23 protein-coding genes are annotated in these 26,944 nt (G+C 55.0%); 11 read left to right on the top strand and 12 right to left on the bottom strand.

All coding sequences use genetic code 11. The annotated features are described in order from the left end of the window. Window positions 1-142: 142 nt before the first annotated feature. The 11 genes from fis to acuI form a co-directional block, all read right to left on the bottom strand. Window positions 143-439, bottom strand: coding sequence for a DNA-binding transcriptional regulator Fis (gene fis / locus OMR58_RS20720; protein ID WP_000462905.1), 297 nt, complete (start codon window positions 437-439; stop codon window positions 143-145). Between the two features lie 25 nt (window positions 440-464). Continuing rightward, window positions 465-1,430, bottom strand: coding sequence for a tRNA dihydrouridine synthase DusB (gene dusB / locus OMR58_RS20725; protein WP_105592875.1), 966 nt, complete (start codon window positions 1,428-1,430; stop codon window positions 465-467). A gap of 305 nt (window positions 1,431-1,735) precedes the next feature. Then, on the bottom strand, window positions 1,736-2,617 hold the full coding sequence (prmA, locus tag OMR58_RS20730; RefSeq protein WP_200561796.1) for a 50S ribosomal protein L11 methyltransferase: 882 nt from the start codon (window positions 2,615-2,617) through the stop codon (window positions 1,736-1,738). A 10-nt stretch (window positions 2,618-2,627) separates the two neighbouring features. Beyond that, window positions 2,628-4,082, bottom strand: a complete 1,455-nt coding sequence (gene panF / locus OMR58_RS20735) for a sodium/pantothenate symporter (protein ID WP_264546828.1) — start codon at window positions 4,080-4,082, stop codon at window positions 2,628-2,630. Continuing rightward, a complete protein-coding gene (locus OMR58_RS20740; RefSeq protein ID WP_264546829.1) occupies window positions 4,072-4,314 on the bottom strand; it encodes a YhdT family protein in 243 nt (80 codons plus the stop codon). The genes panF and OMR58_RS20740 overlap by 11 nt, the downstream gene beginning before the upstream one ends. Window positions 4,315-4,454: 140 nt before the next feature. Then, window positions 4,455-5,804 (bottom strand): acetyl-CoA carboxylase biotin carboxylase subunit, encoded by a 1,350-nt coding sequence (gene accC, locus OMR58_RS20745; protein WP_200561802.1) that lies wholly within the window; start codon window positions 5,802-5,804, stop codon window positions 4,455-4,457. Between the two features lie 11 nt (window positions 5,805-5,815). Then, the gene (accB, locus tag OMR58_RS20750) at window positions 5,816-6,292 is read right to left on the bottom strand and encodes an acetyl-CoA carboxylase biotin carboxyl carrier protein (protein WP_264546830.1); all 477 of its coding nucleotides are present in this window, start codon (window positions 6,290-6,292) and stop codon (window positions 5,816-5,818) included. A gap of 21 nt (window positions 6,293-6,313) precedes the next feature. Beyond that, window positions 6,314-6,766 (bottom strand): type II 3-dehydroquinate dehydratase, encoded by a 453-nt coding sequence (aroQ, locus tag OMR58_RS20755; protein ID WP_105592881.1) that lies wholly within the window; start codon window positions 6,764-6,766, stop codon window positions 6,314-6,316. A gap of 247 nt (window positions 6,767-7,013) precedes the next feature. Further along, complete coding sequence (gene msrQ / locus OMR58_RS20760; RefSeq protein ID WP_200561961.1) at window positions 7,014-7,616, bottom strand: protein-methionine-sulfoxide reductase heme-binding subunit MsrQ; 603 nt, start codon at window positions 7,614-7,616, stop codon at window positions 7,014-7,016. A gap of 3 nt (window positions 7,617-7,619) precedes the next feature. Then, entirely contained in the window at window positions 7,620-8,624 is a 1,005-nt protein-coding gene (gene msrP, locus OMR58_RS20765) for a protein-methionine-sulfoxide reductase catalytic subunit MsrP (protein ID WP_264546831.1), read from the bottom strand. Between the two features lie 126 nt (window positions 8,625-8,750). Further along, window positions 8,751-9,728, bottom strand: coding sequence for an acrylyl-CoA reductase (NADPH) (acuI, locus tag OMR58_RS20770; protein WP_264546832.1), 978 nt, complete (start codon window positions 9,726-9,728; stop codon window positions 8,751-8,753). A gap of 226 nt (window positions 9,729-9,954) precedes the next feature. On the opposite strand from acuI, the gene csrD reads away from it, so the two are divergent. The 8 genes from csrD (at window position 9,955) to tldD (ending at window position 22,315) form a co-directional block, all read left to right on the top strand. Further along, window positions 9,955-11,904, top strand: a complete 1,950-nt coding sequence (gene csrD, locus OMR58_RS20775; RefSeq protein ID WP_264546833.1) for an RNase E specificity factor CsrD — start codon at window positions 9,955-9,957, stop codon at window positions 11,902-11,904. Between the two features lie 314 nt (window positions 11,905-12,218). Further along, window positions 12,219-13,262: a rod shape-determining protein MreB gene (gene mreB, locus OMR58_RS20780; RefSeq protein ID WP_105592886.1), complete on the top strand. Its 1,044-nt coding sequence runs from the start codon at window positions 12,219-12,221 to the stop codon at window positions 13,260-13,262. A 70-nt stretch (window positions 13,263-13,332) separates the two neighbouring features. Continuing rightward, the gene (gene mreC / locus OMR58_RS20785; protein WP_234471967.1) at window positions 13,333-14,385 is read left to right on the top strand and encodes a rod shape-determining protein MreC; all 1,053 of its coding nucleotides are present in this window, start codon (window positions 13,333-13,335) and stop codon (window positions 14,383-14,385) included. Next, the gene (gene mreD / locus OMR58_RS20790; protein ID WP_105592888.1) at window positions 14,382-14,870 is read left to right on the top strand and encodes a rod shape-determining protein MreD; all 489 of its coding nucleotides are present in this window, start codon (window positions 14,382-14,384) and stop codon (window positions 14,868-14,870) included. Before mreC ends, mreD begins: the two co-directional genes overlap by 4 nt. Window positions 14,871-14,879: 9 nt before the next feature. Beyond that, complete coding sequence (locus OMR58_RS20795; protein ID WP_264546834.1) at window positions 14,880-15,473, top strand: Maf family protein; 594 nt, start codon at window positions 14,880-14,882, stop codon at window positions 15,471-15,473. Next, on the top strand, window positions 15,463-16,932 hold the full coding sequence (gene rng / locus OMR58_RS20800) for a ribonuclease G (protein WP_105592890.1): 1,470 nt from the start codon (window positions 15,463-15,465) through the stop codon (window positions 16,930-16,932). Before OMR58_RS20795 ends, rng begins: the two co-directional genes overlap by 11 nt. A 40-nt stretch (window positions 16,933-16,972) precedes the next feature. Then, complete coding sequence (gene yhdP / locus OMR58_RS20805; RefSeq protein ID WP_264546835.1) at window positions 16,973-20,767, top strand: AsmA2 domain-containing protein YhdP; 3,795 nt, start codon at window positions 16,973-16,975, stop codon at window positions 20,765-20,767. 102 nt (window positions 20,768-20,869) lie between these two features. Next, a complete protein-coding gene (gene tldD, locus OMR58_RS20810; RefSeq protein WP_205066530.1) occupies window positions 20,870-22,315 on the top strand; it encodes a metalloprotease TldD in 1,446 nt (481 codons plus the stop codon). Window positions 22,316-22,396: 81 nt separating this feature from the next. Here the strand turns inward: tldD and aaeR are convergent, their stop codons facing one another. Continuing rightward, on the bottom strand, window positions 22,397-23,314 hold the full coding sequence (aaeR, locus tag OMR58_RS20815; RefSeq protein WP_105592893.1) for an HTH-type transcriptional activator AaeR: 918 nt from the start codon (window positions 23,312-23,314) through the stop codon (window positions 22,397-22,399). Window positions 23,315-23,581: 267 nt separating this feature from the next. Between aaeR and aaeX the strand changes: the two genes are divergently transcribed. The 3 genes from aaeX to aaeB are packed head-to-tail and all read left to right on the top strand — an operon-like array spanning window position 23,582 to window position 26,697. Next, a complete protein-coding gene (gene aaeX / locus OMR58_RS20820) occupies window positions 23,582-23,785 on the top strand; it encodes a p-hydroxybenzoic acid efflux pump operon protein AaeX (protein ID WP_105592894.1) in 204 nt (67 codons plus the stop codon). Window positions 23,786-23,792: 7 nt separating this feature from the next. Then, window positions 23,793-24,725: a p-hydroxybenzoic acid efflux pump subunit AaeA gene (gene aaeA, locus OMR58_RS20825; protein ID WP_200561812.1), complete on the top strand. Its 933-nt coding sequence runs from the start codon at window positions 23,793-23,795 to the stop codon at window positions 24,723-24,725. A 13-nt stretch (window positions 24,726-24,738) separates the two neighbouring features. Then, a complete protein-coding gene (gene aaeB, locus OMR58_RS20830; RefSeq protein WP_370569484.1) occupies window positions 24,739-26,697 on the top strand; it encodes a p-hydroxybenzoic acid efflux pump subunit AaeB in 1,959 nt (652 codons plus the stop codon). Window positions 26,698-26,944 lie beyond the last annotated feature (247 nt).

Consider the following 26,944-nt stretch of genomic DNA (forward strand, 5'->3'; position numbering starts at 1 on the left):
GTGCGTTTGAACTCAGTCATCATCACGTTCTCCGTATTTAAGTCGGGAACGTGTCAACGCTATTCAGGACGGGTCAAGGCCATTAAAAAAGGCGCTTCCCATGCCGAGGAGCGCCTTTTATCAAACACATAACTGATTAGTATCAGTTCATGCCGTATTTTTTCAGTTTCTTACGCAGTGTTCCGCGGTTGATACCCATCATCAGGGCTGCACGGGTCTGGTTGCCACGGGTGTATTGCATCACCATGTCCAACAGAGGCTGTTCTACTTCAGCCAGTACCAGCTCATACAGGTCATTCACATCCTGACCATTCAGTTGAGCAAAATAGTTCTTCAGTGCCTGCTTGACCGAATCACGAAGTGGCTTTTGGGTCACCTGATCCTGTGAGTTCACGGTAGATACGGTCAGTACGTCAGAATTTACGCGTTGTTCGAACATAGTTCTGTCAGCTCTTTATTTCTAATTACGCAAGATTTTCGAAGTATGCCTCCAACGCCTCCAGCTGTTCGCTGGCATCCTCAATGGCGTTGAATGTGCGCCGAAACTGGTCGTTTGGGGCATGCTCCTGGAGATACCAGGAGACGTGCTTTCGGGCAATACGGTATCCTTTGCGGTGACCATAAAAGTCGTGCAGTTCCCGTAAGTGCTCGATGAGCAAGCGCTTTACTTCAGCCAGTGGCATCGGTGCCAGCAGCTCCCCAGTGTCCAGATAATGCTGGATTTCCCGGAAGATCCACGGTCTTCCCTGAGCCGCGCGTCCTATCATCAGGGCATCAGCCCCCGTATAGTCAAGCACAGCTCTGGCTTTATGCGGGTCAGTAATGTCTCCATTCGCGATAATCGGAATGGATACGTTCTGCTTAACTGTCCGAATGCTGTCGTACTCAGCTTCGCCGTTGAACAAACAGGCGCGTGTGCGTCCATGAATTGTCAGGGCCTGAATACCGCAGCGTTCAGCCAATTGGGCAATCTCTACGCAGTTGCGGTTGTCGCTGTCCCAGCCGGTGCGAATCTTTAATGTTACCGGTACGTCAACTGCATTGACCACCGCCGAGAGGATAGACTTCACCAGCTCAGGGTGCTGCAGCAGTGCCGAACCTGCCATTTTCCGATTCACTTTTTTGGCCGGACATCCCATGTTGATGTCAATGACCTGCGCACCTGATGCTGCATTGATACGCGCGGCTTGTGCCATCTCTTCCGGGTCACAACCTGCAATTTGCACGGTACGAATACCTGGCTCATCACTGTGTACCATACGCAACCGTGATTTATCGCTGGCCCAAACTTCAGGGTTAGACGACAACATCTCGGATACGGTCATTCCAGCGCCCATTGAATAGCAAAGGGTCCTGAACGGCCTGTCGGTGATCCCGGCCATCGGGGCTGCAATCAATCGATTACGAAGCTGGTGATTTCCTATGCGCATGAAAAAAAAGTGACCATAGTGTGTCCGCAAGGCGGCGTATATTACGCATTTTTTCAGGAAGATGAAAGGCCAAACTTTGAACAATCTAACGCTAGCGGTCAATGTCGTGCGTAGCTCAGCTCATGTTGTATATTTTAATTCATATAAAACAATAAATTAAAAAAATATGCTGAAATTGTGTACAAAGATTTTTCTTTTTTTGTGACCAATATAACAACATTTTTCACGTCAGATTGGGTGTTATTTGGCACATGTGACGCAAAGAACGCGCTGGCACAGTTCTAATGACCTGTACCAGCGAAATTTTAGTGGCGGATACCGGTAATACGGCACCACTCCTCTTTCTCGGCGACCGGGTCGAGAGTAAAGGTGTCTGCGTAGGCTTCACAGACGCTTTCTGCCTGGCTCGCCAGTACGCCGGAAAGCCCCAAATGACCACCGCTTTTTGGTAACACGCTAATCAGCGGTGCCAGCTCGCGCAGCGGGCCTGCAAGAATATTGGCGACCACCACATCGGCACTCAGGTTGTCCGGCTGCTGGTGGGGCAGGTACAGCGACAGGCGTTCAGAAACACCGTTACGTTCAGCGTTGTCACGGCTTGCCTGAATAGCCTGAGGATCGATATCAATGCCAATCGCCTGTGCTGCACCCAGCTTCAGCGCCGCAATGGCCAGAATGCCGGAGCCGCAGCCAAAATCGATTACTGTTTTACCCACCAGGTCCAGGCCATCCAGCCATGCGAGGCAGAGCGCTGTGGTGGGATGGGTGCCGGTGCCAAAGGCGAGCCCCGGATCGAGCATCACGTTAACCGCCTCAGGATCGGGCACATCGCGCCAGCTTGGGCAGATCCACAGACGCTGACCAAAACGCATCGGGTGGAAATTGTCCATCCACTCACGTTCCCAGTCCTTATCTTCGATCTGCTCGATCTTGTGGTGGAAGCCCGATCCCAGCAGCGGATGCTGTTCCAGTCCGGCGATCACGTCCGGCATCTCGGTTTCGGCGTCAAACAGGCCGATCACATCGGTGTCGCCCCACAGGCGGGTTTCGCCCGGCAGCGGTTCGAAAACCGGATTATCGTGCGTATCCTGGAAGGTCACCGATACCGCGCCGTTTTCAATCAGTGCGTCACCGAGTTCTTCAGCCTGAGCGCCGGTCGTATTAATCTTCATCTGTATCCAGGGCATAGCAATTCTCTTATTCAAACAGGGTGGAGGTCTTCTGCGGTTCAGCGGCAGAGTGACCAAAACGGTTACCGGCAATAAATGCCAGCAGGCTGAGCAGCAGCGCGGGCACAATCGGGTGGAAACCCATCGGTTCAACGTGCAGGCTGGCCAGCAGTGTGTAGCAGGCAGCACCGGTAATCATGCTGCTCAGAGCACCGGCGGCATTCGCCTTTTCCCAGTACAGCCCCAGCACCAGCGGCCAGAGGAACACGGCTTCAAGCCCCCCGAAGGCCAGCAAATTAAGCCAGATGATCATATCGGGCGGATTCCACGCCGCCAGCAGCAGCAGCAAACCCAACACCAGCGTTACCAGACTGGAGAAGCGTTTAAGCAGGCGCTCGTTCGCCATATGCTCAGGCCGCACGCGCAGGTAGAGATCTTTCACGATCGTTGCCGATGATTGTAGCAGCTGGGCATTGATCGTTGACATGATCGCCGCCATCGGAGCGGCAAGGAAGATCCCTGCAGCCAGCGGCGGTAATACCTGGATCATCAGCGTTGGGATCACCTGATCGGGGATCGCCAGATCCGGCAGCACTGCGCGGCCAAGTGCACCGGCCAGATGCATACCCAGCATCAGCACAACGACCACGATAGTACCGAGAACGATCGCCATATGTACCGCTTTGCTGTCTTTATAGGAGATACAGCGCACGGCGGTATGCGGCAGGCCAATCACCCCGAAGCAGACCAGGACCGAGAAAGAGGCGAGGAACGTTGGCGTCAGAATATTATCCACACCGGAAGGCGTAATCAGCCGGGGATCGATCGCTTCCAGTTTGGCAACGGCGCTGTGCATTCCACCTGCCGCGTGGATCACCGCATACAGCAGCAAAAACGTTCCCAGCAGCATCACCAGGCCCTGCATCGCATCGTTCAGCACGCTGGCGCGGAAGCCGCCAAAGGCGGTATATAGCGCAATACTGCCGCCGAAAATCAGCAGGCCGGTATCGTAAGGGATACCCGCTGCCGTCTCCAGCAGGCGCGCACCGCCGATAAACTGCACTGTCATCGCGCCGATAAAAGCAACCAGCAGGCTAAGACTCGCCAGCCATACCAGCAGCGGGCTGCGGTAGCGGGCATACAGCATATCGTTGAGCGTGACGGCGTTATAGCGACGGGCAAGAATCGCGAACTTTTTCCCCAGTACGCCCAGCGCCAGCCAGACAGCGGGAACCTGTACCATCGACAGCAGCACCCAGCCGAGGCCGTATTTATAGGCGGCACCTGGCCCACCAATAAAGGAACTGGCGCTGATATAAGTGGTTGTCAGGGTCATCGCCAGTACAAAGCCGCCCATGGAACGGCTGCCAAGGAAATACTCGGTGAGGAAGCTGCCTTCGCGGCGCTTGCGCATGGCAAACACCGACAGACCGGCGACCAGCAGTAAATAACCAATCAGCGGTAAAATAATCTCAAGCTTCACTGTCATCCTCCAGGGGAATATCGCGGAAAATCACGCGAACCATCAGCCAGCAGAGAAAAATAAACAGGCCGGGCACCAGCAGGCAGGAGAGTTCAAACCAGTGCGGCAGCCCGGTGATGCCGGCGCGTTCGTCCCACAGCCAGGCCGTCAGCACCCAGCAGGCAAGATAGGCTACAGCCAGCCAGAACGACCAGCGGGCCTCTTTATTTGCCTGTAGAAAACGCGTATCCATCCGTATCTCCTCAGAGTGACGGCAAAGGTTGTTTCATGCTGGGATAGCAGAGTTAAGGCTCATGACCCGGCAATACCTTTAGAAGTGACTTACGGGGAAGGAGAATGGGCCTGACGATGCAGGCCCACGAGCAGGCAGGATTACTTCTCTTGCAGGCCGAGTTTTTTCTCCAGGTAGTGGATGTTGGTTCCACCGTGCTGGAAGTTCTCGTCTGACATGATTTTCATCTGCAGTTCGATATTGGTTTTGATCCCGTCAATAATCAGCTCCGCCAGCGCATTTTTCATGCGGGAGATCGCAACATCGCGGGTTTCACCGTAGGTGATCAGCTTACCAATCATTGAATCATAATACGGCGGCACGCTGTAACCGGCGTAGATATGTGATTCCCAGCGCACGCCAAAACCACCAGGCGCATGGAAGCGGGTGATCTTGCCAGGGCTTGGCAGGAAGGTGTTCGGGTCTTCGGCGTTAATACGGCATTCCACCGCATGGCCGCGAACGGTCACTTCTTCCTGTTTGATTGACAGCGGTTGACCGGCAGCGATACGCAGCTGCTCTTTGATCAGATCAACGCCGGTGATCATTTCAGTAACCGGGTGCTCAACCTGAATACGGGTGTTCATTTCAATGAAGTAGAACTCACCGTTTTCAAACAGGAACTCGAAAGTACCCGCACCGCGATAGCCGATATCCACACAGGCTTTAGAGCAACGCTCGCCGATATAGCGACGCAGTTCTTCAGTAATGCCCGGTGCTGGCGCTTCTTCCACCACTTTCTGGTGACGACGCTGCATGGAACAGTCGCGCTCGGCCAGATAGATAGCGTTGCCCTGACCATCGGCCATAACCTGGATTTCGATGTGGCGTGGATTTTCCAGGTACTTCTCCATGTACACCATGTCGTTGTTGAAAGCCGCTTTGGCTTCCGCTTTCGTCATGGTGATGGATTGCTCCAGATCTTTGTCGCTGCGCACAACGCGCATACCGCGACCACCGCCGCCGCCGGAGGCTTTGATAATCACCGGATAACCAATGCGTTTTGCAAAGGCACGGTTTTTATCCATGTCCTCGGTCAGTGGACCGTCTGAACCTGGAACGGTAGGCACACCGGCTTTCTTCATCGCGGTGATAGCGGAAACTTTATCGCCCATCAGACGGATAGTATCCGCTTTTGGTCCGATAAAGATAAAGCCAGAACGCTCAACCTGCTCGGCAAAGTCCGCGTTCTCGGACAGGAATCCGTAACCCGGGTGGATAGCCACCGCACCGGTGATTTCCGCCGCGGAGATCAGCGCCGGAATATTCAGATAGCTTTTTACCGACTGAGCCGGGCCGATGCAGACGGTTTCGTCTGCCAGCAGCACGTGCTTCAGGTCGCGATCCGCAGTGGAGTGCACGGCAACGGTTTTGATGCCCAGCTCTTTACAGGCACGCAGAATACGCAGCGCAATCTCACCACGGTTAGCAATTACAATTTTATCAAGCATGGTTCGCCTCGTTATTCGATGACTACCAGCGGCTCGTCAAATTCAACTGGCTGACCGCTTTCGGCCAGGATCGCTTTCACTACGCCGGATTTATCGGCTTCGATCTGGTTCATCATTTTCATCGCTTCAACGATGCACAGAGTGTCGCCGGCGTTAACTTTCTGGCCAATTTCAATGAAGGCTTTCGCATCCGGGCTAGGAGTGCGGTAGAAGGTGCCTACCATTGGAGAGCGCACGATGTGGCCGCTGATCTCAGCTGCCGCTGGTGCTTCCATAGCCGGTGCAGTGGCAGGAGCCACGGCGGCGGCCAGAGCGGGCTGCGGCTGCTGCATCATTGGTGCAGCGTAAGCCTGCTGCATCATTGGATAGCCAACGTTAGCCGGGGAACGGCTGATACGAACTGACTCTTCGCCTTCAGAGATTTCCAGTTCAGCGATACCTGATTCTTCAACCAGTTCGATCAGTTTTTTAATCTTACGAATATCCATAAGTGTGGTTCCGTACTCTGTTTAATTAGATGGTGACAGGCGTTTTACCGCTGTCTGTAAAGCCCAGGAATAACCGTCGACGCCAAGTCCACAGATCACGCCGGCAGAAATATCAGAAAGATATGAATGATGGCGAAAAGGCTCACGGGCATGCACATTTGACAGATGAACTTCGATAAACGGGATGCTAACTGCCAGCAGCGCATCACGCAGTGCTACGCTGGTATGGGTGAATGCCGCCGGGTTGATGACGATATAATCGACATTGCCTTTTGCCTCATGTATGCGATCAATCAACGCATGTTCCGCATTGGACTGGAGATGACTCAGGGTAACGTTCAGCGCTGCGGCCTGTGCCGTCAGATCGCTGACAATCTCGCCCAGCGTCGTGTGGCCATACTTTTCCGGCTCACGCGTACCCAGCAGATTCAGGTTGGGACCGTTCAAAAGGAGTACATGAAACTTATCCGTCATCTTGCTGCTATCTCCTGCGATAATTGAGGCATCGCACAAAATACATCGCCAAAGCCGGTTTGTCACCTCATTCAGATGAAATTTGATGTCGGCTGGCAAACGAAGTCGGGCATTATAACGATATCAACGCAATTAGCAGCTAAATACTGGTCTTATCAGCGAAGATAATCCACAGCGCCCGTGAAAAAGACGCCGAAGATTTACCCCGTTGTGACAGAGAACACGCTATCTGCGGGGGCAGAACCGGTTACCACGGCCACCACTTGCGGAATGTTTTATAACGGAATGCCAGCAGGATCGCGGCAAGTAACGCATAAATCCACGGCTGTGGCGAAAGCACTTTCACCGACCAAAGATAGTGAATGGGTGCCAGAATTGCCACCAGATAGACGGTGTAATGCAGCGTTTGCCAGCGTTTTCCTAATCGACGCTGGGCTTTCTGGAAGGAGGTTGCGGCCAGCAGCAGCAGGATAACCCAGCTGATCAAGCCGAAGGTCAGATACGGCCGGTAAATCAGTTCCGAACCCAGAAGCCCAATATTGTCGAGGCCCAGCTCCAGCAGCGAATAGCTGAGCAGATGCAGGGTCGCCCAGGCAAAGCACCAGAGCCCCAGCAATCGGCGTACGCGGATCAGCAGGGGCTGCTTTCCATAGCGAGCAACAGGTGTGACGGCCAGGCTGGCCAGCAGAAACTTCAGCGCCATTCTGCCGGTAAAATGCTGGATATCCTTCGCCGGATCGGCGCTGAACCAGCCCTGATCGATAGAGAGCAGCAGCCAGAGGAACGGCAGGAAGCCAGCCAGATGCAGCAGAACCTTCAGGACGGTTATTTGTTTCGCATTCAGGCGCATCACTTAAAAATTTTCCCGTAAATCAAGGCCACGGTAGAGCGAAGCCACCTGTTCGGCATAGCCGTTATACAACAGCGTCGGCTGGCGCTTAACATCAAGAATACCGCCTGATCCAATCACGCGCTCGCTGGCCTGCGACCAGCGTGGGTGATCGACGTGTGGATTCACGTTGGCATAGAACCCGTATTCGTTGGGTGCCAGCTGGTTCCAGGTTGTGGGCGGCATATCTTTGACCAGACTGATTTTTACGATGGATTTAATCCCTTTAAAGCCGTATTTCCAGGGTACGGTCAAACGGATCGGCGCGCCGTTTTGCGGCGGCAGCGCTTTGCCATAAACGCCGGTGGTCAGCAGGGTCAGGGGATGCATGGCTTCATCCAGCCGTAATCCTTCTACATAGGGATAATCCAGCCCGCCGCCGATAAAACGATCCTGCTGACCGGGCATTTCATCCGGGGCATAGACCGTCTGGAAGGCGACATAGCGTGCATTGCTGGTGGGTTCAGCGGCTTTTAGCAATTTACCCAGTTCGAAGCCAATCCACGGCACCACCATGGACCAGGCTTCAACGCAGCGCATGCGGTAGATTCGCTGCTCCAGTGGAAAGCGCTTAAAGATATCATCCATATCTAAAGTCAGTGGTTTCGCCACTTCACCGTCGATGGTGATTTTCCAGTCGGTGGTTTTTAGCGTGCCCGCATTGGCGGCAGGATCGGCTTTATCCAGCCCGAATTCGTAGAAGTTATTGTAACCGGTGACCTTATCTTCCGGCGTTAGCGGTAAATCGGCCTGGTACTGCGCGGGTTTACTGAATTCCAGTGCCTTACCCGGCATCGCTTTTGGGCGATCGTTGCCTTTAAACCATGAAAGCACATCGGCTCTGGCAGCAACGGGCAGGGTGAAAGCCGCAGCCCCAAGTCCTAAGGTTTTTAACAGCGTGCGCCGGCGGGTATTAAACACGCTCTCCGGCGTGACGTCGTTTTCAGACAGTGTGTTTACGGTTTTCATGGGGAATTCTCGACAAAGACTGTGGATATTAGAGCATGGCCTGGCGAAGAAGTTTCAGCGAGCATTCAGGTAAAATGGAGCATTTGCGGTTAAATCAGCCCCGGCAAATAAACCGGGGCGAAAGGATTAGCGAACCCGTACCAGCGTCCGGCCGGTTATCTGATTATTTAACAATTTTTCTGCGGCTTCAGGGGCCTGTGACAGCGAAATCTCCGTCGTGGCCTGTTGATAGAACGAGGCAGGTAAAACTTTGACCAGGCGTTTCCAGGCGGCAATACGTCGTGCGGTTGGGGCCATCACGGAATCGACCCCTTGCAGGCGCACATTACGTAAAATAAACGGCATCACGCTGGTGGGCAGATCGAAGCCACCGGCAAGGCCACAGGCGGCTACCACGCCGCCCCAGGAGGTTTGCGCCAGTACGCTGGCCAGTACCTGGCCACCTGCGGCATCGATTGCTCCTGCCCAGCGCTGTTTTTCCAGCGGGCGGGAGGCTTCGCTGAACTCGCTGCGTGGCAAAATGTGGGTGGCGCCCAGCTGCTGTAAATAGTCGTGGGTAGATTCACGTCCGCTGACGGCGGTCACTCGGTAACCCAGCGCGTGCAGCAGGGCAATTGCCGTGCTGCCCACGCCGCCGCTGGCTGCTGTTACCAGTACCTCTCCGCTTTCCGGAGTCACTCCACCTTCTTCAAGCGCCATGACGCAAAGCATGGCAGTCAGCCCGGCGGTGCCGATAATCATTGCCTGGCGAGCCTCCAAGCCTTCAGGTAGCGCAACCAGCCAGTCCGCTTTCACCCGCGCCTGTTCAGCCAGTCCGCCCCAGTGGTTCTCGCCAACGCCCCAGCCGGTGAGTACCACCGACTGGCCGCTGTGAAAGCGCGGATCGCTGCTGGTGTGTACTATTCCCGCAAAATCAATGCCGGGAACCATCGGGAACTGGCGAATAATCTTTCCCTTACCGGTAATCGCCAGCGCGTCCTTATAGTTAATGCCTGACCACTCAATATCCACCGTAACGTCGCCGGGAGGGAGATCGCTGCTGTCAACCTGCTGGATGGATGCCAGTGTCTTGCCGTCTGCCTGTTCGAGAACCAGTGCCTGCATGTGAATCTCCTGAAATCGCGTGTTCAATGAAAAAAGTACCTGGTACGACTATACTCGCAGAAACCTCTGATTATCTGACACCAGACAAGCAAACGGCATCCGGGTTATGGTATTTTTCCATTCCGTGTTACTCAGGCTAGGGTGCCTGCTTTCCACCTGCCATTAATCTACGAGCGTACATTACCGTTAATGGCGTATCTGTCACCGCAGTTGAATGGGCACAAGGATGCGATTAACCACCAAACTTTCTGCGATTATCACACTGCTCTGCACATTAGGAATGTTGCTAATGCTGGTGGGCTGTGTGCTGAGCTTCTTCTATATTAGCAACCAGAGAGCAGAATTTCGGGTTGAACGGATGGCTGACGATGTCGATCTCGCCTTGTTAACCCAGTCTCCGCAGCAGATCTCTCCCTGGCTCCATCAGGTCATGAACCCCTTACAGATTGAGCGCATTGAGCTGAATGACGGCAACAACACCCTGTTGCAGGTCACCCGCCATCAGCAGTCACTGCTTGATGATGAACCGAACCGCTTTCGTCAGACCGATATTCATCTTCGCCAGCATCCGCATTTAACTCTGCGCATTATGTGGATCGATCCGACCAAAACGTGGTTCAGCTCGATGATTGGAGCCTCAACGCTACTGGCTATCGTTGCCGTGGTGGCGATCATGACATTTTTGCTGGTGCAGGCCCACCGCTGGCTTTACCGGCAGTTGAAAGGCCTGGAAAAGCTGGAGGTGCGTGCAGAAGCCATCATCAAAGGTGAACGCGCCAGCGTACGCCCGGGGTCGATACATGAATGGCCGGCAAAAGCGAGTAGCGCAATTGATTTGCTGCTGGCGGATCTGAAAGAGGCGGGAGAGCAGCATTACCGCGTCGACACGCTGATCCGCACCTTCGCCGCTCAGGACCCGCGTACCGGATTAAATAATCGCCTGTTCTTTGATAATCAATTGACCACGTTACTGGAAGATCCTGAGGCGGTTGGCACGCACGGGATGGTAATGATGATCCGCCTGCCGGATTTTGACACGCTGCGCGAGCGCTGGGGGCATACCGAGGTTCAGGACTATCTGTTTGCGCTAGTCAATCTGCTGTCGACCTTCGTTTTACGCTACCCCGGCGCGCTGCTGGCGCGTTACTTCCGCAGCGACTTTGCCGTGCTGTTGCCGCACCGCAGCGTCAAAGATGCCGATGGCATTGCGTCACAGCTGATTAAGGCGGTGGATACGCTGCCGCCAACGCGCATGCTGGATCGGGAGGATATGATCCATATCGGTATCAGCGGCTGGCGCAGCGGGCAGACTACGCAGCAGGTAATGGAGAATGCCGAGCTGGCCACTCGTCAGGCAACGTTACAAGGTGGAAACGGCTGGTCGGTCGGTGAAGGTGCACTTCAGGATCTGGGGCGGGGCAGCGTGAAATGGCGCACGCTACTGGAAAATACCGTTAATCGTGGCGGCCCTCGCCTGTATCAGAAACCGGCGGTAACCAGCGAAGGCAAGGTTCATCACCGTGAGATGATGCCGCGCATATTTGACGGTGAAAAAGAGCTGCTGGCGGCGGAATACCTGCCGTTGGCGCAGCAGCTTGGACTGGCGGAGCGCTACGACCGCCAGATGGTGACGCGGATCTTGACGCTGGTCGACCTGTGGCCCGAAGAGACGCTGGCGATTCCCCTGACTCTGGACTCCCTGCTGCAGCGCAGTTTCCTCAACTGGCTGCGCGATAGTTTGCTGCAATGCACTAAATCACAAAGAAAACGTATTTTATTTGAACTTGCAGAAGCGGATGTGTGTCAACACTTCAACCGATTAGACCCGGTGTTTCGTTTGATCTATGGTTTTGGCTGCCGCGTGGCCATCAACCAGGCAGGGTTAACCGTGGTTAGCACCGCTTATATACGGCAGTTTCAGGTGGAGCTGATTAAGCTGCATCCGGGGCTGGTGCGTAATATCGAGCGGCGTACGGAAAATCAGCTGTTTGTACAGAGCCTGATTGAGAGCTGCAAGCACACATCAACACGGGTTTTTGCCGCCGGAGTGCGTTTTAAAGAGGAGTGGCAAACTCTGGTTGAGCTGGGCGTTACCGGTGGTCAGGGGGACTTTTTTGCATCCTCTCAGCCGGTCAACAGCAACGTGAAAAAATATTCGCAAAGATATCGAGTTTAGCCTGCCGTTAGCCGGGTTTTCACGTAGAATAGCCGCGCGGTGTGGTTCGAAGCGGCTTCCTTGCCAGCCGAAGCGAAACTAAAATGTTAAATATTATGTATGTTATGTCCGCTTTATCCGTCTAAACCCCAGGGCAGGATGCCGCGTTATCAGCATTTTTTGCAGAAGATGCTGCTGAAGGTTGTGACACCGGCGCGAGATAGCATGATTTTTCACCGAAGTAGACTGTTTTTGCGCCTTGTCGCTGCTTCGTGTGGTTGGTAAAGTAAGCGGATTTTATTATCCGCCCCCAGCTTGCAGGATTATCCTTTAGTATGTTTAAAAAATTTCGTGGCATGTTTTCCAACGACTTGTCCATCGACCTGGGTACAGCCAATACCCTGATCTACGTGAAAGGACAGGGCATCGTTCTTAATGAGCCCTCCGTCGTTGCTATTCGTCAGGATCGTGCCGGTTCTCCTAAGAGCGTGGCGGCAGTAGGTCATGATGCAAAACAAATGCTGGGCCGTACGCCTGGCAATATCGCGGCTATTCGTCCAATGAAAGACGGCGTTATCGCTGACTTCTTCGTGACCGAAAAAATGCTGCAACACTTTATTAAACAGGTACACAGCAACAGCTTTATGCGCCCAAGTCCGCGCGTGCTGGTTTGTGTTCCTGTGGGCGCAACGCAGGTTGAACGTCGTGCTATCCGTGAATCTGCCCAGGGGGCAGGCGCGCGTGAAGTGTTCCTGATTGAGGAACCAATGGCGGCGGCAATCGGTGCTGGTCTGCCGGTATCTGAAGCGACCGGTTCGATGGTGGTGGATATCGGTGGCGGTACAACAGAAGTTGCCGTGATTTCCCTCAACGGCGTGGTTTATTCCTCTTCCGTACGTATTGGTGGTGACCGCTTCGATGAAGCCATCATTAATTATGTGCGTCGTAACTACGGTTCACTGATCGGTGAAGCAACCGCAGAACGCATCAAGCACGGTATCGGCTCGGCGTACCCGGGTGATGAAGTGCATGAAATGGAAGTGCGTGGCCGTAACCTGGCTGAAGGGGTTCCACGTGGTTTCACGCTGAACTCAAACGAGATCCTGGAAGCGCTGCAGGAGCCTTTGACCGGTATCGTGAGCGCCGTTATGGTTGCACTGGAACAGTGCCCACCAGAGCTGGCATCTGACATCTCCGAACGCGGCATGGTACTGACCGGTGGTGGTGCGCTGCTGCGTAACCTGGACCGCCTGCTTATGGAAGAGACCGGCATTCCGGTAGTCGTTGCAGAAGATCCGCTGACCTGCGTAGCACGCGGTGGTGGTAAAGCGTTGGAAATGATTGACATGCACGGCGGCGATTTGTTCAGCGAAGAATAATTTGCCTGAAGGGAGTGGCGGGGCGCTGCCCGCACTCCTTTTTCATGTTGTCGAGGAAAACGCCGATTTTATGAAGCCGATGTTCAGCAGGGGGCCTTCCCTGCAGTTACGCTTATTTTTAGCGGTTATAGTGGCAATAGGCGTTATTGTTGCCGATAGTCGTATGGGGGCTTTCACCCAAATACGCACCTATATGGATACCGCCGTTAGTCCATTCTACTTTCTGGCCAATGGGCCGCGTCAAATTCTGGACGATGTTTCTGAAACATTGGCCTCCCGCCAGCAGGTCGAGCTGGAAAATAAAGCCTTACGTCGTGAACTGATCCTGAAGAACAGCGAGCTGCTGATGCTGGGACAATTCAAACAGGAAAATGCCCGCCTGCGCGAACTGCTGGGTTCGCCGCTGCGTCAGGATGAACACAAGATGGTGACCCAGGTCATCTCTACTGGCAGCGATCCTTATACCGATCAGGTAGTGATTGATAAAGGCAGCGTAAACGGGGTTTACGAAGGGCAGCCTGTTATCAGCGATAAGGGCGTCGTCGGACAGGTGGTTGCCGTCGGTAAAATCACCAGCCGCGTGCTGCTGATTTGCGATGCTTCCCATGCACTGCCGATCCAGGTGCTGCGCAACGATATCCGCGTGATCGCGGCGGGCAACGGCTGCACGGAAGATTTGCAGCTTGAGCATCTGCCGGGCAATACCGATATTCGGGTTGGTGACGTGCTAGTAACGTCGGGCCTCGGTGGACGTTTCCCTGAAGGCTATCCCGTCGGCGTTGTGTCGTCGGTGAAAGTGGATACGCAGCGTGCCTATACGGTGATTCAGGCTCGTCCAACCGCCGGACTGCAGCGTCTGCGCTATCTGCTGCTGCTGTGGGGGGCCGATCGTAACGGCACTATGCCAATGGCGCCTGATGAAGTTCACCGCGTGGCAAACGAACGTCTGATGCAGATGATGCCTCAGGTACTGCCGCCGGTAAGCGAGATGGGGCCTCCGGCTCCGCCTGCTGTTAGTGACAGTGGTAGCACCGCGCCCGGCACGGCTGCCGTGACGGAACCCGCGCCAGCTCAGGCTGCGCCGGTTCGCCGCCAGTCACCGGTGCGTGGAGGTCAGCCTTGAGTAGCTATCGCAGTCATGGCCGCTGGGTCATCTGGCTCTCATTCCTCGTCGCGTTGGTATTGCAAATCATGCCCTGGCCGGAACAGATTTATATGTTCCGGCCATCCTGGCTGCTGCTGATCTTAATTTACTGGGTGCTGGCGCTGCCGCATCGGGTAAATGTCGGTACGGGATTCGTGATGGGATCTATAATGGACCTCATCTCTGGTTCAACGCTGGGCGTACGCGCGCTGGCATTGAGCATTATCGCGTATCTGGTGGCGTTTAAATTCCAGCTGTTCCGCAATCTGGCGCTGTGGCAGCAGGCACTGATGGTGATGGTGCTGTCGCTGGCGATGGATGTGATCGTCTTCTGGGCCGAATTCCTGGTAATCAACGTTTCGTTCAGACCAGAAATTTTCTGGAGCAGCGTCATCGACGGCATACTCTGGCCCTGGTTGTTCTTACTGATGAGAAAAATTCGCCGCCAGTTTGCCGTACAATAAAGGACAATTATGGTATCCCTGTATCTGGCTTCTGGTTCTCCCCGTCGTCGTGAACTACTGACTCAGCTTGGTTTATCATTTGAGCGCATCTCTACTGAGGTAGAAGAGCAGCGCCGCGATGGTGAACAGGCCGAACACTACGTCCGTCGGCTGGCGCTGGAAAAAGCGCAGGCCGGCGTGGCCGTTGCCCGCCAGGATCTGCCCGTACTTGGGGCCGATACCATAGCCGTATTACATAATGAAGTGCTGGAAAAACCAGCCGATAAAGATGCCGCAGCCGCGATGCTGGCAAAGCTCTCCGGCCAGACCCATCAGGTGATGACTGCCGTAGCGTTTGCCGACAGCCAGCGGTCGCTTGATTGCCTTGTTGTCACCGATGTGACGTTTCGCTCACTGACACCAGATGATATCAGGAACTATATCGCCAGCGGCGAGCCGATGGACAAAGCCGGTGCGTATGGTATTCAGGGACTGGGTGGAAACTTTGTCAGAAAAATTAACGGAAGTTATTACGCAGTGGTGGGATTGCCTCTGGTTGAAACAGCCGAGCTGTTCAGCAGCTTCCTGGCGCTGCGTGAAGTGAGAGGACAAGATGACAGCTGAACTGCTGGTTAATATTACGCCGTCGGAAACCCGCGTAGCCTACATCGATGGCGGCATTTTGCAGGAAATTCATATCGAGCGCGAAGCGCGCCGTGGCATCGTCGGTAATATTTATAAAGGCCGCGTCAGCCGGGTACTGCCTGGGATGCAGGCGGCGTTTGTGGATATCGGTCTGGAGAAAGCCGCTTTTCTTCATGCTTCAGACATCATGCCGCACACCGAATGCGTCGCGGGCGATGAACAGAAAAACTTCTCGGTGCGGGATATCTCCGAGCTGGTTCGTCAGGGGCAGGATCTGATGGTGCAGGTGGTGAAAGATCCGCTGGGCACCAAAGGCGCACGTCTGACCACCGACATTACGCTGCCATCACGCTATCTGGTGTTTATGCCGGGTGCCTCCCACGTCGGCGTTTCACAGCGCATTGACAGCGAAGCCGAACGCGACCGCCTGAAAGCGGTGGTCTCCGGCTACTGCGATGAGCTGGGCGGCTATATTATCCGCACCGCGGCGGAAGGCGTGGGTGAAGAAGAGCTGGCCTCGGATGCTGCGTTCCTCAAGCGTCTGTGGACCAAGGTGATTGAGCGCAAGAAGCGCAATCAAACCCGCTACCGTCTGTACGGCGAGGTGGCGCTTTCACAGCGTATTCTGCGCGACTTTGCCGGCGCGGCGCTGGATCGCATTCGTATCGACTCACGTCAAACTTTCGAACACCTGGTGGAATTCACCAGCGAGTACATCCCGGAAATGACCGCGAAGCTGGAGCTGTATACCGGCAAGCAGCCGATATTCGACCTGTTCGACGTGGAAAATGAAATTCAGCGCTCGCTGGACCGTAAGGTTGAGCTGAAATCCGGTGGTTACCTGATTATTGATCAGACCGAGGCGATGACCACCATCGACATCAATACCGGTGCGTTCGTTGGCCATCGTAATCTTGAAGAAACCATCTTCAATACGAATATCGAGGCCACACAGGCCATCGCCCGGCAGCTGCGGCTGCGTAATCTCGGCGGCATTATTATTATCGACTTTATCGATATGAGTAATGAAGATCACCGCCGCCGGGTGCTGCACTCGCTGGAGCAGGCGCTGAGCAAAGATCGGGTGAAGACCGGCATTAACGGTTTCTCTCAGCTCGGCCTGGTGGAAATGACGCGCAAGCGCACCCGCGAAAGTATTGAGCACGTGCTGTGTCAGGACTGCCCGGTATGTAAAGGCCGCGGCACGCTGAAAACGGTAGAAACCGTGTGTTATGAAATTATGCGTGAGATCGTTCGTGTGCATCATGCCTATGACTCCGATCGCTTCCTTGTCTACGCTTCCCCGGCGGTCGGTGAGGCGCTGAAAAGCGATGAATCGCATGCGCTGGCAGAAGTGGAAATCTTCGTCGGCAAGCAGGTTAAAGTACAGATTGAGCCGCTCTATACGCAGGAACAGTTTGACGTAGTGATGATGTAGAGTAAAAACTGTTACCCCGGAACGAAACAAGGAGAGGCATGTGAGGCAACTGCCGAGGATTTTGCTACTGACTGGCGCAACGTTAGTTGTGGTTATTGCGCTGCTGGTTAGTGGCTTACGCCTGGTGATGCCGCATATGAATACCTGGCGCGAGCCGATTCTTGAGCGCGTATCTGCCGCGGCAGGCGGTAAGGTAACGGCCAGTTCGCTGTCTGGAAATTGGGAATCTTTCGGTCCGCGCCTGGAAATTAAGGATATTCAGGCGGCGCTGTCTGACGGCGGCAGCGTCAGCATTCAGCGCGTCACGCTGGCACTGGATGTCTGGCAGTCACTGCTGCATCTGCGCTGGCAGTTTCGCGATCTGACCTTCTGGCAGCTTAATCTGGTCACCAACACCCCGCTAACCGGCGGCGGCGGTCAAACCGATTTACAGGCCGATCGCCTCAACAACCTGTTCCTGCGGCAGTTCGATCACTTCGACCTGCGCGACAGTGAAATCAGCTTCGTTACCCCTTCCGGGCAACGTGCCCAACTGGCAATTCCTCAGCTCACCTGGCTTAACGAAAGTAACCGCCACCGGGCAGAGGGGCTGGTCAGCCTTTCCAGCTTTACCGGCCAGCACGGCGAGGTGCAGGTTCGCCTCGATCTGAGTGACAGCAACGGTTATCTCGATACCGGCCGCGTGTGGATGCAGGCCGATGATGTGGATGTGAAGCCGTGGCTGGGGCAGTGGATGCGCGATAATACCAGCCTGGAAAGCGCAAAATTCAGCCTTGCCGCATGGATGGAAGTGAAAAACGGTGAGGTCTGGGGTGGCGATGTCTGGCTGAAGCGAGGCGGAGCAAAGTGGGAGGGGGCCGATCGGCCGCACCACCTTCGCGTGGATAACCTGACTGCGCATATCAGCCGCTTTAACCGCGGCTGGCTGCTTAATATCCCGCAAACGCGCTTTATCACTGACGACAATCCGTGGCCAAAGGGTCAGCTTTCCATGCTCTGGCTGCCGCAAAGCAGCGACCTGCCGGGGCCGGATAAGCAGGCTGAACTGCGCGTGCGTGCCACGCATCTGGATTTAGGTTCGCTTGACCCGCTGGTTCCGCTATTTGCCAAACTTTCGCCGGAACTGCTGGAAAACTGGCGCGCGCTGCAGCCGCGCGGCGAGATACAGTCGCTGGCCGCCGATGTGCCGCTGAACCAGCCCGAACTGACCCGTTTCCAGGCACGCTGGCAAAACCTCAGCTGGCAGCAGTGGAAGCTGCTGCCGGGCATGGAGCACCTTAACGGTTCGCTTTCCGGCAGCGCGGCGGACGGTCAGCTGGCGTTTGCCGTACAGCAGGCGACACTACCCTACGGCGATATGTTCCGCGCTCCGCTGGAAATCAGCCGGGCTTCGGGTGCGCTGAACTGGCAGCATAATGCCGACGGACTGACGCTGTCCGGCGAGCAGCTTGACGTACAGGCCCGTTCGCTCTGGTCCCGCGGTGATTTCCATTACCAACAGCAGAAAGGTCAGTCCCCGCGCCTGGACATCCTGGCCGGTATCAAGCTGACGGATGCCGCCGATGCCTGGCGCTACTTCCCTGAACCGCTAATGGGCACGTCACTGACCAACTACCTCAGCGGTGCGCTAAAAGGCGGGCAGGTGGATAACGCCACGCTGATCTTCGCCGGTGACCCGCATCAGTTCCCGTTTAAACATAACGAAGGCATGTTTGAGGTGGCGGTACCGCTGCGAAAAGCCACCTACGAATTCGAACCCGGCTGGCCGCTGCTGGAAAACCTGGCTATCGATCTCGATTTTGTGAATAACGGCCTGTGGATGAAGGCTGAAGAAACAAAGCTGGGTGAGGTGCAGGGGCGTAACATCTCGGCGGTCATTCCTGATTATCTGGAAGAGAAACTGCTGATTGACGGTGAAATTAGCGGCGGCGGTGACCAGGTTCGCGACTATTTCAACGATTCGCCGTTGAAGTCATCGCTGGGTGCTGCGCTTGATGAACTACAGGTTGGCGGCAATGTGAGTGGTAACTTACATATTGATATCCCGCTGGATGGCAGGCAGGTCCGCGCGACCGGTGACGTTAACTTTAAAAACAACTCTCTGCATATCAAACCGCTGGAAACCACGTTTGAGCAGCTTTCCGGGCGACTCACCTATGATAACGGCGATTTGAAAAGCGACCAGATGCATGCCCGCTGGTTCGGTCAGCCGCTGGCGGTCAGTTTTAGTACGCTGGAAGGTGAGAAAGATTATCAGATTGGTGTAGATCTGCAGGCAGACTGGCAGCCCGGTGAGGTCAATGTTATACCGGCAGCGGTAAGGTCGCAGCTGGCGGGGAATCTGCCATGGCAGGGTAAAGTTCAAATCACGCTACCGCACGGCGGCGGTGCAAATTATCAGGTTGATATCGACAGCGATCTGAAAAATGTAAGTAGTCACTTACCTGCACCGTTGGATCTCAGTAAGCCTGCAAATACGCCAGTCAAACTGACAGCGAAAGGTAATCTTAATAGCTTCGATCTCAGTGGCTCGGTCGGCAGTCGTCATCGTTTTAACAGCCGCTGGCTGCTGGGCAAACAGCTGCGCATCGATCGTGGCATCTGGGAGAATGATGCGAAACGCACGCCGCCGCTGCCGGAGACTCAGGGTATGGTGCTGAATCTGCCGCCGCTTGATGGTAGCGCGTGGATGGGGCTTATGGCCGCTGCCGGTTCTGAGAACGAAAAGGCGGGCAGCAGCACGTTACCGGGCGATATCCGGCTGCATACGCCCGCTCTGACGCTGGCGGGGCAGCGATGGCAGGATCTCAACGTCACGCTAAGCCAGGATGTTGCTGGCGACACGACGGTCGCGGCGAAGGGGAAAGAAGTGGAGGGGACGCTGATGATGAAGCGCTCGGCCCCCTGGATCGCTCAGCTCAAATATCTCTATTACAACCCGCAGTGGCAGACCTCGGGCGGCGGTGCTCCGCTGCCGGCCGATGCTTCCAGCATCGACTTCAGCCGCTGGCCAGCACTGAATCTGAACTGCGCCGAGTGCTGGCTGCGCGGGCAAAAATTTGGCCGCATGCAGGCTTCTCTGACGCCGACGGGCGACACGCTGAAGCTGGAGAACGGGCTGATTGACAGCGGTAATGCACGCCTGACGGTTAACGGTGAGTGGGTAAATCGTCCTGATGGTCAGCGCACCTCATTGAAAGGTGTCCTGAGCGGCAAAAAAATCAACGAGGCGACCAACTGGTTCGGCATTAGCAGCCCGTTGCGCGATGCGCCGTTTAACGTCGACTACGATCTGCACTGGCGTTCTGCGCCGTGGCAGCCTTCGGAAGAAACGTTGAGCGGGGTGCTGAAATCGCACCTTGGCGCGGGGCAGATTACCGACGTCTCAACCGGGCGTGCCGGTCAGCTGCTGCGGCTGGTCAGCTTCGATGCGCTGATCCGCAAGCTGCGTTTTGATTTCAGCGACACCTTTGGTCAGGGCTTCTGGTTTGATTCGATCAACGGCACCGCGTGGATAGAAAATGGCGTGATGCACACGGATAACCTGCTGGTGGATGGGCTGGAAGCGGACATTGCCATGAAGGGTAAAATGGATCTCGTAAGACGGCAGATTGATATGGAAGCAGTGGTCGCGCCGGAGATTTCTACGACGGTCGGGGTTGGTGTGGCCTTTGCCGTTAACCCGGTTGTGGGTGCTGCCGTGTTTGCCGCCAGCAAGGTGCTGGGGCCGCTGTGGAATAAAATTTCAGTACTGCGCTATCACATCACCGGGCCAATTGATAAGCCTGAAATCAATGAGGTACTGCGCAAGCCGCGAGAAAACGACGATAAGTGAATTTGACGTGGCTATGGAATTGCCTCACGCTGTAAACATAGCGAACCTAAATGAATATTGAGGGCCAGTCGCATCTGGCTCATCCATACTGAGTGAGAATTCATGAGTCTGAATTTGGTGAGTGAGCAGCTACTGGCTGCCAATAATATTAGTCATAACGATCTGTTTGCCATTCTCGGCCAGCTCTCCGAGCGTAAGCTGGATTACGCCGATCTCTATTTCCAGTCCAGCTATCATGAATCCTGGGTGCTGGAAGACCGCATCATTAAAGATGGCTCCTACAATATCGATCAGGGTGTGGGCGTGCGCGCGGTAAGCGGCGAGAAAACCGGTTTTGCCTATGCCGATCAGATCACCTTGAATGCGCTGCACCAGAGCGCAACGGCGGCCAGAAGCATCGTGCGTGAACAGGGCAACGGTCAGTCGCACACCTTAGGTGCGGTGCTGCATCGCCCGCTGTATCCGGCTCTCGATCCGCTGCAAAGCCTGACCCGCGAAGAAAAAATTGCCCTGCTGCACCGTGTTGACAGTGCCGCGCGTGCTGCAGATAAGCGCGTTCAGGAAGTTTCTGCCAGCCTGACCGGCGTCTACGAACTGGTGCTGGTGGCGGCCACGGATGGAACGCTAGCGGCGGATGTCCGTCCGCTGGTTCGTCTGTCCGTCAGCGTACAGGTTGAGGATAACGGCAAGCGCGAGCGTGGTTCCAGCGGCGGCGGTGGTCGTCATGGTTATGAGTTCTTCCTTGCGAATGAAGACGGTGAAGTTCGTGCCGACGCCTGGGCGCGTGAGGCGGTCCGTATGGCGCTGGTGAATCTGAACGCCGTAGCGGCCCCGGCAGGCTCCGTACCTGTGGTACTGGGCGCAGGCTGGCCGGGCGTGCTGCTGCATGAAGCGGTGGGTCACGGCCTGGAAGGCGACTTCAACCGTCGTGGTACTTCGGTATTCAGCGGTCAGATGGGGGAGCTGGTGGCTTCTGAACTCTGTACCGTAGTGGATGACGGCACCATTGAAGGGCTACGTGGTTCGCTGGCCGTTGATGATGAAGGTGTTCCGGGACAGTACAACGTACTGATTGAAAACGGTATTCTGAAAGGCTACATGCAGGATAAGCTCAATGCGCGTCTGATGGGCGTTAAGCCAACCGGTAACGGCCGCCGTGAGTCCTACGCGCACCTGCCGATGCCACGGATGACCAACACCTATATGCTGGCCGGTAAATCGACGCCGTCAGACATTATTGCCAGCGTTGAATATGGCCTGTACGCGCCGAACTTCGGCGGTGGTCAGGTGGATATCACCTCCGGTAAGTTTGTGTTCTCAACCTCAGAAGCCTATCTGATTGAGAACGGCAAAGTGACTAAACCGGTGAAGGGGGCAACCCTGATCGGTTCCGGCATTGAGGCGATGCAGCAGATTTCGATGGTCGGTAACGATCTGGCGCTGGATAAAGGCGTTGGCGTCTGCGGTAAAGAAGGGCAAAGTCTGCCGGTCGGCGTCGGCCAGCCAACGCTGAAGCTGGATAAAATCACGGTAGGCGGCACGGCGTAATTCAACGCTGGTTTTCTCGCAACGTTCAGTTATTTAAATCGGGCGATCGCACAGGCGGCCGCCCGATTTTTTATTTCCCCGCTACACCTTTCGGAATTCCCGGTAGATTTCATCGACCTTATCGAAGTAACTGATAAGGTAGTTAATACATACCTGAACTTTGAGCGGCAGCTTGTCTTTTTGCGTATAGAGCGCATAGACCGGGCGCGGCATCGAATGATAGTGGGTAAACAGGATCTCAACCTCACCGGCGTTAATCTCTTCAATCACCCACATCAGCGGCACGTAGGCGATACCGGTCCCGGCTTTCAGCCAGCGAATTAACGTCTGAGCATCATTGGTGGCAAAACGCCCCTGCGGCGATAAGCGAACAGATTTACCTTCCGGTGAAGTCAGTTCAAAATCATTGTCAGTGCGCACGCTGTATTCAAGCCATGAAAAGTTACTGATATCCTCTGGATTTTCCGGCGTACCGTGCTGTGCCAGATAGCTTTTTGCTGCACAGACCACCATCGGCATCGATCCCAGGCGTTTGGAAAACAGACCGGAATCCTGAAGAGCACCCACACGCAGGACCAGATCCAGACCATCGGCGATCAGGTCAGGGGCCGGAATACCGGTGACCAGATTAATTGTCAGGCCGGGATATTCTTTCAGCATCTCCACCGTCATCGGGGCCAGCAGGTTTTGCGACATGGTGGAAGAGCTGCCGATGCGCAGCGTACCGATGGGCGTATTATTAAATGCCCACAGCTGTTCATGAACCTGCTGAACTTCAGACAGCATTCTCCGACAGCCCTGAAAATAGATCTTCCCTGCTTCGGTCAGCCCGATACTGCGCGTACTACGATTAAGCAATTTAACCTGCAGCTCATCTTCCAGCCGGGCGACAATCTGGCTGACCGCAGAAACGCTGAGCTGTAGCTGCTGTGCTGCGGCGGTGAACGAGCCCAGTTCCACCACTTTGGCGAAAACGGACATGCCTTTCAGTCTTTCCATTATTAACCCTGGCTTAAAAGTGATTTAGATCACATTTGGTAGATAACTTATAGTCAAGCGCGTTACTATAGCAGTGCCGGACTACCGTTCTGAAGTCCTACTCCCTATTTTAAAGCTCACTTTATAAGCTACTATTCTGTGAGTATCGGTTGTGATCCGGGCCCGACTTCGTGGCCATCATCAGCCTGAACTTTAAACTGCCCTGAAACAGGTGGGAGATCGTTATTGCGTCTTCGTATTCCGGCACTGTTTTTACAAGGATAAGAGATGAGTGTGCTTCCTGTTATCGTGGTTTTCGGGCTTTCTTTTCCGCCCATTTTCTTTGAAATCGTCGTGTCATTGATGCTGTTCTGGCTGGTTCGTCGCCTGCTTATGCCGACCGGACTCTATGACAGGGTCTGGCATCCAGCGCTGTTTAACACCGCGCTTTACTGCTGTCTGTTCTACCTTGTATCCCGCTTGTTCGTCTGAGGTCATCGTGAAAGCACTAATAAGAAAAATTTCCCGTTTCGCCATCACCCTGATTTTGGTGGCGATCGCGGTGGTTCTGATTTTCCGCGTTTGGGTGTTTTACACCGAATCCCCGTGGACCCGCGATGCAAAGTTTACCGCCGATGTGGTCGCGATTGCACCCGATGTGAGTGGCCTGATAACCGATGTGCGTGTGCGTGATAACCAGCTGGTTGAGAAAGGCCAGGTGCTGTTCGTGATTGACCAGCCGCGCTATCAAAAAGCGCTGGACGAGGCTAATGCCGACGTTGCCTACTACCAGGCCATTCTGGATGAGAAGCGTCGCGAAGCGTCTCGTCGCAACCGGCTGGGCGTTTCCGCCATGTCGCGTGAGGCTATCGATCAAGCCAACAATGATTACCAGACCACGGAGCATCAGCTGGCGAAATCCATCGCCACGCGCGATCTGGCGAAACTGGATCTGGAACGTACCGTAGTGAAGGCACCCTCGGCCGGGTGGATCACCAACCTGAACGTCTATGCCGGTGAGTTTATTACCCGGGGTTCCACGTCGGTGGCGCTGGTCAAACAGAATTCGTTCTATGTACTGGCCTTTATGGAAGAGACTAAGCTGGATGGTATTCGTCCTGGCTATCGTGTTGAGATCACGCCGCTTGGCAGCAACCAGGTCATTCTTGGCACCGTTGACAGCATGGCCGCCGGGGTGACGAACAGCAGCAGTACCGTTGACAGCAAAGGCATGGCGACCGTCGATTCGAATCTGGAGTGGGTACGTCTGGCACAACGTGTGCCTGTGCGTATTCGCCTGGACAAGCAGCCGGGTAACCTGTTCCCGTCAGGCACCACGGCGACCGTTGTGGTCACCGGTGCGCAGGATCGCCAGGAAAAAGACATCTCCCCGCTGATGAAACTGATGCATCGCCTGCGCGAGTTTGGCTAAGGTGGAGTAAATGATGCAGTGGTATCGTCTGCGATTTCCCATCAAGCTGACTTTTGCCATCATTCTGGCGCTGTTTGTGGGCTTTGAATTCAATCTTGAAACTCCGCGCTGGTCGGTGATGACCGCCGCGATTGTTGCCGGCGGTACGGCCTTTGCCGCCGGGGGCGATCCCTTCTCCGGGGCGTTGCGCTACCGCGGTATGCTGCGTATTGTCGGGACCTTTATCGGCTGTATCGCGGCACTGACCATCATGATTGCCACCATCCGCGCGCCGCTGCTGATGCTGCTGCTGTGCTGCCTGTGGGCCGGCGTGTGCGTGTGGCTGTCATCGCTGATCAAGCTTGAGAACTCCTATGCCTTAGGCCTGGCCGGTTATACCGCGTTGATTATCGTGGTCAGCGTTGATTCCAGCGGTTCGCTGCTGCTTGCGCCGCAGTTCGCCGTAGAGCGCTGTAGCGAAATCATTATTGGTATTGTTTGCGCCATTCTCGCCGATATGCTGTTTTCGCCACGATCCATCAAGCAGGATATCGACCGCGAGGCCGATGCACTTCTGCTGGAGCAGTATCGGCTGATGCAGCTTTGCGTTGCCCATGCCGACAAGGATGAAGTGGATAAAACCTGGGCTGGACTGGTTCGTCGAACCACCGCTCTGAAGGGAATGCGTTCGCTGTTGATGATGGAATCGGGCGGCTGGCCGAAGGTGGAGCGCCGAATGGCGGTGCTGAACACGCTTTCACTGACGCTGATTACCCAGGCCTGTGAAACGTTCCTGATCCAGAACTCCCGCCCGGAATATGTGCCGCCACAGTTTCTGCTGCTGTTTGAAAAGCCGGTTGAAAGCACGGCAGACATCCATAAGCGGATGAAAATCATGCGCCGGATTATCACCGTCAGCGGCAGCAAAAATACACCGGCAACGATTCGCAGCTGGGTCGCTGCGGCCAGCCGCTATTTGCTGTTGCTGAAGGGTATCCACACCAACAGCAGCATCAGCCGTATCGAAGAAGAGGTGCTGAATGCCGAGCCGGTCGTCAGAATGCGTTCGGCAGAATCCCGGCACGCTATTATCAACGGTGTTCGTACTTTCGTTGCCACGGCCGTGGGTTCTATATTCTGGCTGTGGACCGGCTGGGCCTCCGGCAGCGGGGCGATGATTATGCTGGCGGTCATTACCGCTCTGGCTATGCGTATGCCAAACCCGTTGATGATGGCCAAGGATTTCCTCTACGGGATGATTTTTGCCGTTCCGCTTGGTGCGCTGTATTACATGGTGATCATGCCCGCGACGCAGCAAAGTATGCTGCTGCTGTGTATTGCTCTTGGCGTGATGGCATTTGTGGCCGGTATCTTTATTCAGCGGCGTCAGATCGGCACGCTGGGCGCGCTGGTTGGCACAATTAACATTTTGACGCTGGATAACCCGATGACCTTCCACGTCAGTACTTTCCTTGACGGTGCGCTGGGGCAGGCCATTGGCTGTTTTGTGGCACTGTTGGTGATTCTGCTTATTCGCGACAGCTCTAAGGCGCGTATAGGTCGCACGCTGCTGAATCGCTTTATGTATGCGGCGGTGTCAGCGATGACCACCAATACGGCCAGGCGGCGGGAAAACCATCTGCCTGCGCTGTATCAGCAGCTGTTCATGCTGCTGAATATCTTCCCGGGCGATATTGATAAATTCCGCCTGGCGCTGACGCTGATTATTGGCCATCAACGGCTGCGCGATGCGGATATTCCGATTAATGACGACCTGTCTGCCTTCCATAAACAGCTGCGCCACACCGCTGACCGGGTTATTTCGGCGAGTAGTGATGCGAAGCGGCGTCACTATTTCACCCGTCTGCTGTCCGAGTTTGATATTTACCAGCAAAAGCTGGCGCTGTATGAGGCACCGATCAGCGTGACTGAACCGGTTGCCCGGCTTGCCCAAATGCTGAAAAAATACCAGAACACCCTGATCCAGATTTGATCCTTTCGCCGGTAGTGCAGACTACCGGCATCTTCGCCGTACTTTTTCCCATCACGATGCCACACCGTCACAAAACAGCATGGTTTTGCCATCTATACTTGTTCATATAACCGTAATTGAACCGGGACCGGCCAAAAAAGATCTCCTTTTTTAAGGAAAAGTGGCCTGTACAGCCGGGATACTTTGCTGCGGAAAGAGATGTAAACCCGCGTGTTGGGAATGCCATCCGGCACCTTCCATAGGCCTA

The sequence above is a fragment of the Erwinia sp. INIA01 genome (assembly GCF_025947915.1).
In the GTDB taxonomy this organism is placed as follows: Bacteria; Pseudomonadota; Gammaproteobacteria; order Enterobacterales; family Enterobacteriaceae; genus Erwinia; species Erwinia coffeiphila.

Bases quoted from the DNA above. Each gene is read 5' to 3' on its own strand.
- fis (WP_000462905.1), bottom strand. From the start codon at position 439: ATGTTCGAACAACGCGTAAATTCTGACGTACTGACCGTATCTACCGTG.
- dusB (WP_105592875.1), bottom strand. From the start codon at position 1,430: ATGCGCATAGGAAATCACCAGCTTCGTAATCGATTGATTGCAGCCCCG.
- prmA (WP_200561796.1), bottom strand. From the start codon at position 2,617: ATGCCCTGGATACAGATGAAGATTAATACGACCGGCGCTCAGGCTGAA.
- OMR58_RS20740 (WP_264546829.1), bottom strand. From the start codon at position 4,314: ATGGATACGCGTTTTCTACAGGCAAATAAAGAGGCCCGCTGGTCGTTC.
- accC (WP_200561802.1), bottom strand. From the start codon at position 5,804: ATGCTTGATAAAATTGTAATTGCTAACCGTGGTGAGATTGCGCTGCGT.
- accB (WP_264546830.1), bottom strand. From the start codon at position 6,292: ATGGATATTCGTAAGATTAAAAAACTGATCGAACTGGTTGAAGAATCA.
- aroQ (WP_105592881.1), bottom strand. From the start codon at position 6,766: ATGACGGATAAGTTTCATGTACTCCTTTTGAACGGTCCCAACCTGAAT.
- msrQ (WP_200561961.1), bottom strand. From the start codon at position 7,616: ATGCGCCTGAATGCGAAACAAATAACCGTCCTGAAGGTTCTGCTGCAT.
- msrP (WP_264546831.1), bottom strand. From the start codon at position 8,624: ATGAAAACCGTAAACACACTGTCTGAAAACGACGTCACGCCGGAGAGC.
- acuI (WP_264546832.1), bottom strand. From the start codon at position 9,728: ATGCAGGCACTGGTTCTCGAACAGGCAGACGGCAAGACACTGGCATCC.
- csrD (WP_264546833.1), top strand. From the start codon at position 9,955: ATGCGATTAACCACCAAACTTTCTGCGATTATCACACTGCTCTGCACA.
- mreB (WP_105592886.1), top strand. From the start codon at position 12,219: ATGTTTAAAAAATTTCGTGGCATGTTTTCCAACGACTTGTCCATCGAC.
- mreC (WP_234471967.1), top strand. From the start codon at position 13,333: ATGAAGCCGATGTTCAGCAGGGGGCCTTCCCTGCAGTTACGCTTATTT.
- OMR58_RS20795 (WP_264546834.1), top strand. From the start codon at position 14,880: ATGGTATCCCTGTATCTGGCTTCTGGTTCTCCCCGTCGTCGTGAACTA.
- rng (WP_105592890.1), top strand. From the start codon at position 15,463: ATGACAGCTGAACTGCTGGTTAATATTACGCCGTCGGAAACCCGCGTA.
- tldD (WP_205066530.1), top strand. From the start codon at position 20,870: ATGAGTCTGAATTTGGTGAGTGAGCAGCTACTGGCTGCCAATAATATT.
- aaeR (WP_105592893.1), bottom strand. From the start codon at position 23,314: ATGGAAAGACTGAAAGGCATGTCCGTTTTCGCCAAAGTGGTGGAACTG.
- aaeX (WP_105592894.1), top strand. From the start codon at position 23,582: ATGAGTGTGCTTCCTGTTATCGTGGTTTTCGGGCTTTCTTTTCCGCCC.
- aaeB (WP_370569484.1), top strand. From the start codon at position 24,739: ATGCAGTGGTATCGTCTGCGATTTCCCATCAAGCTGACTTTTGCCATC.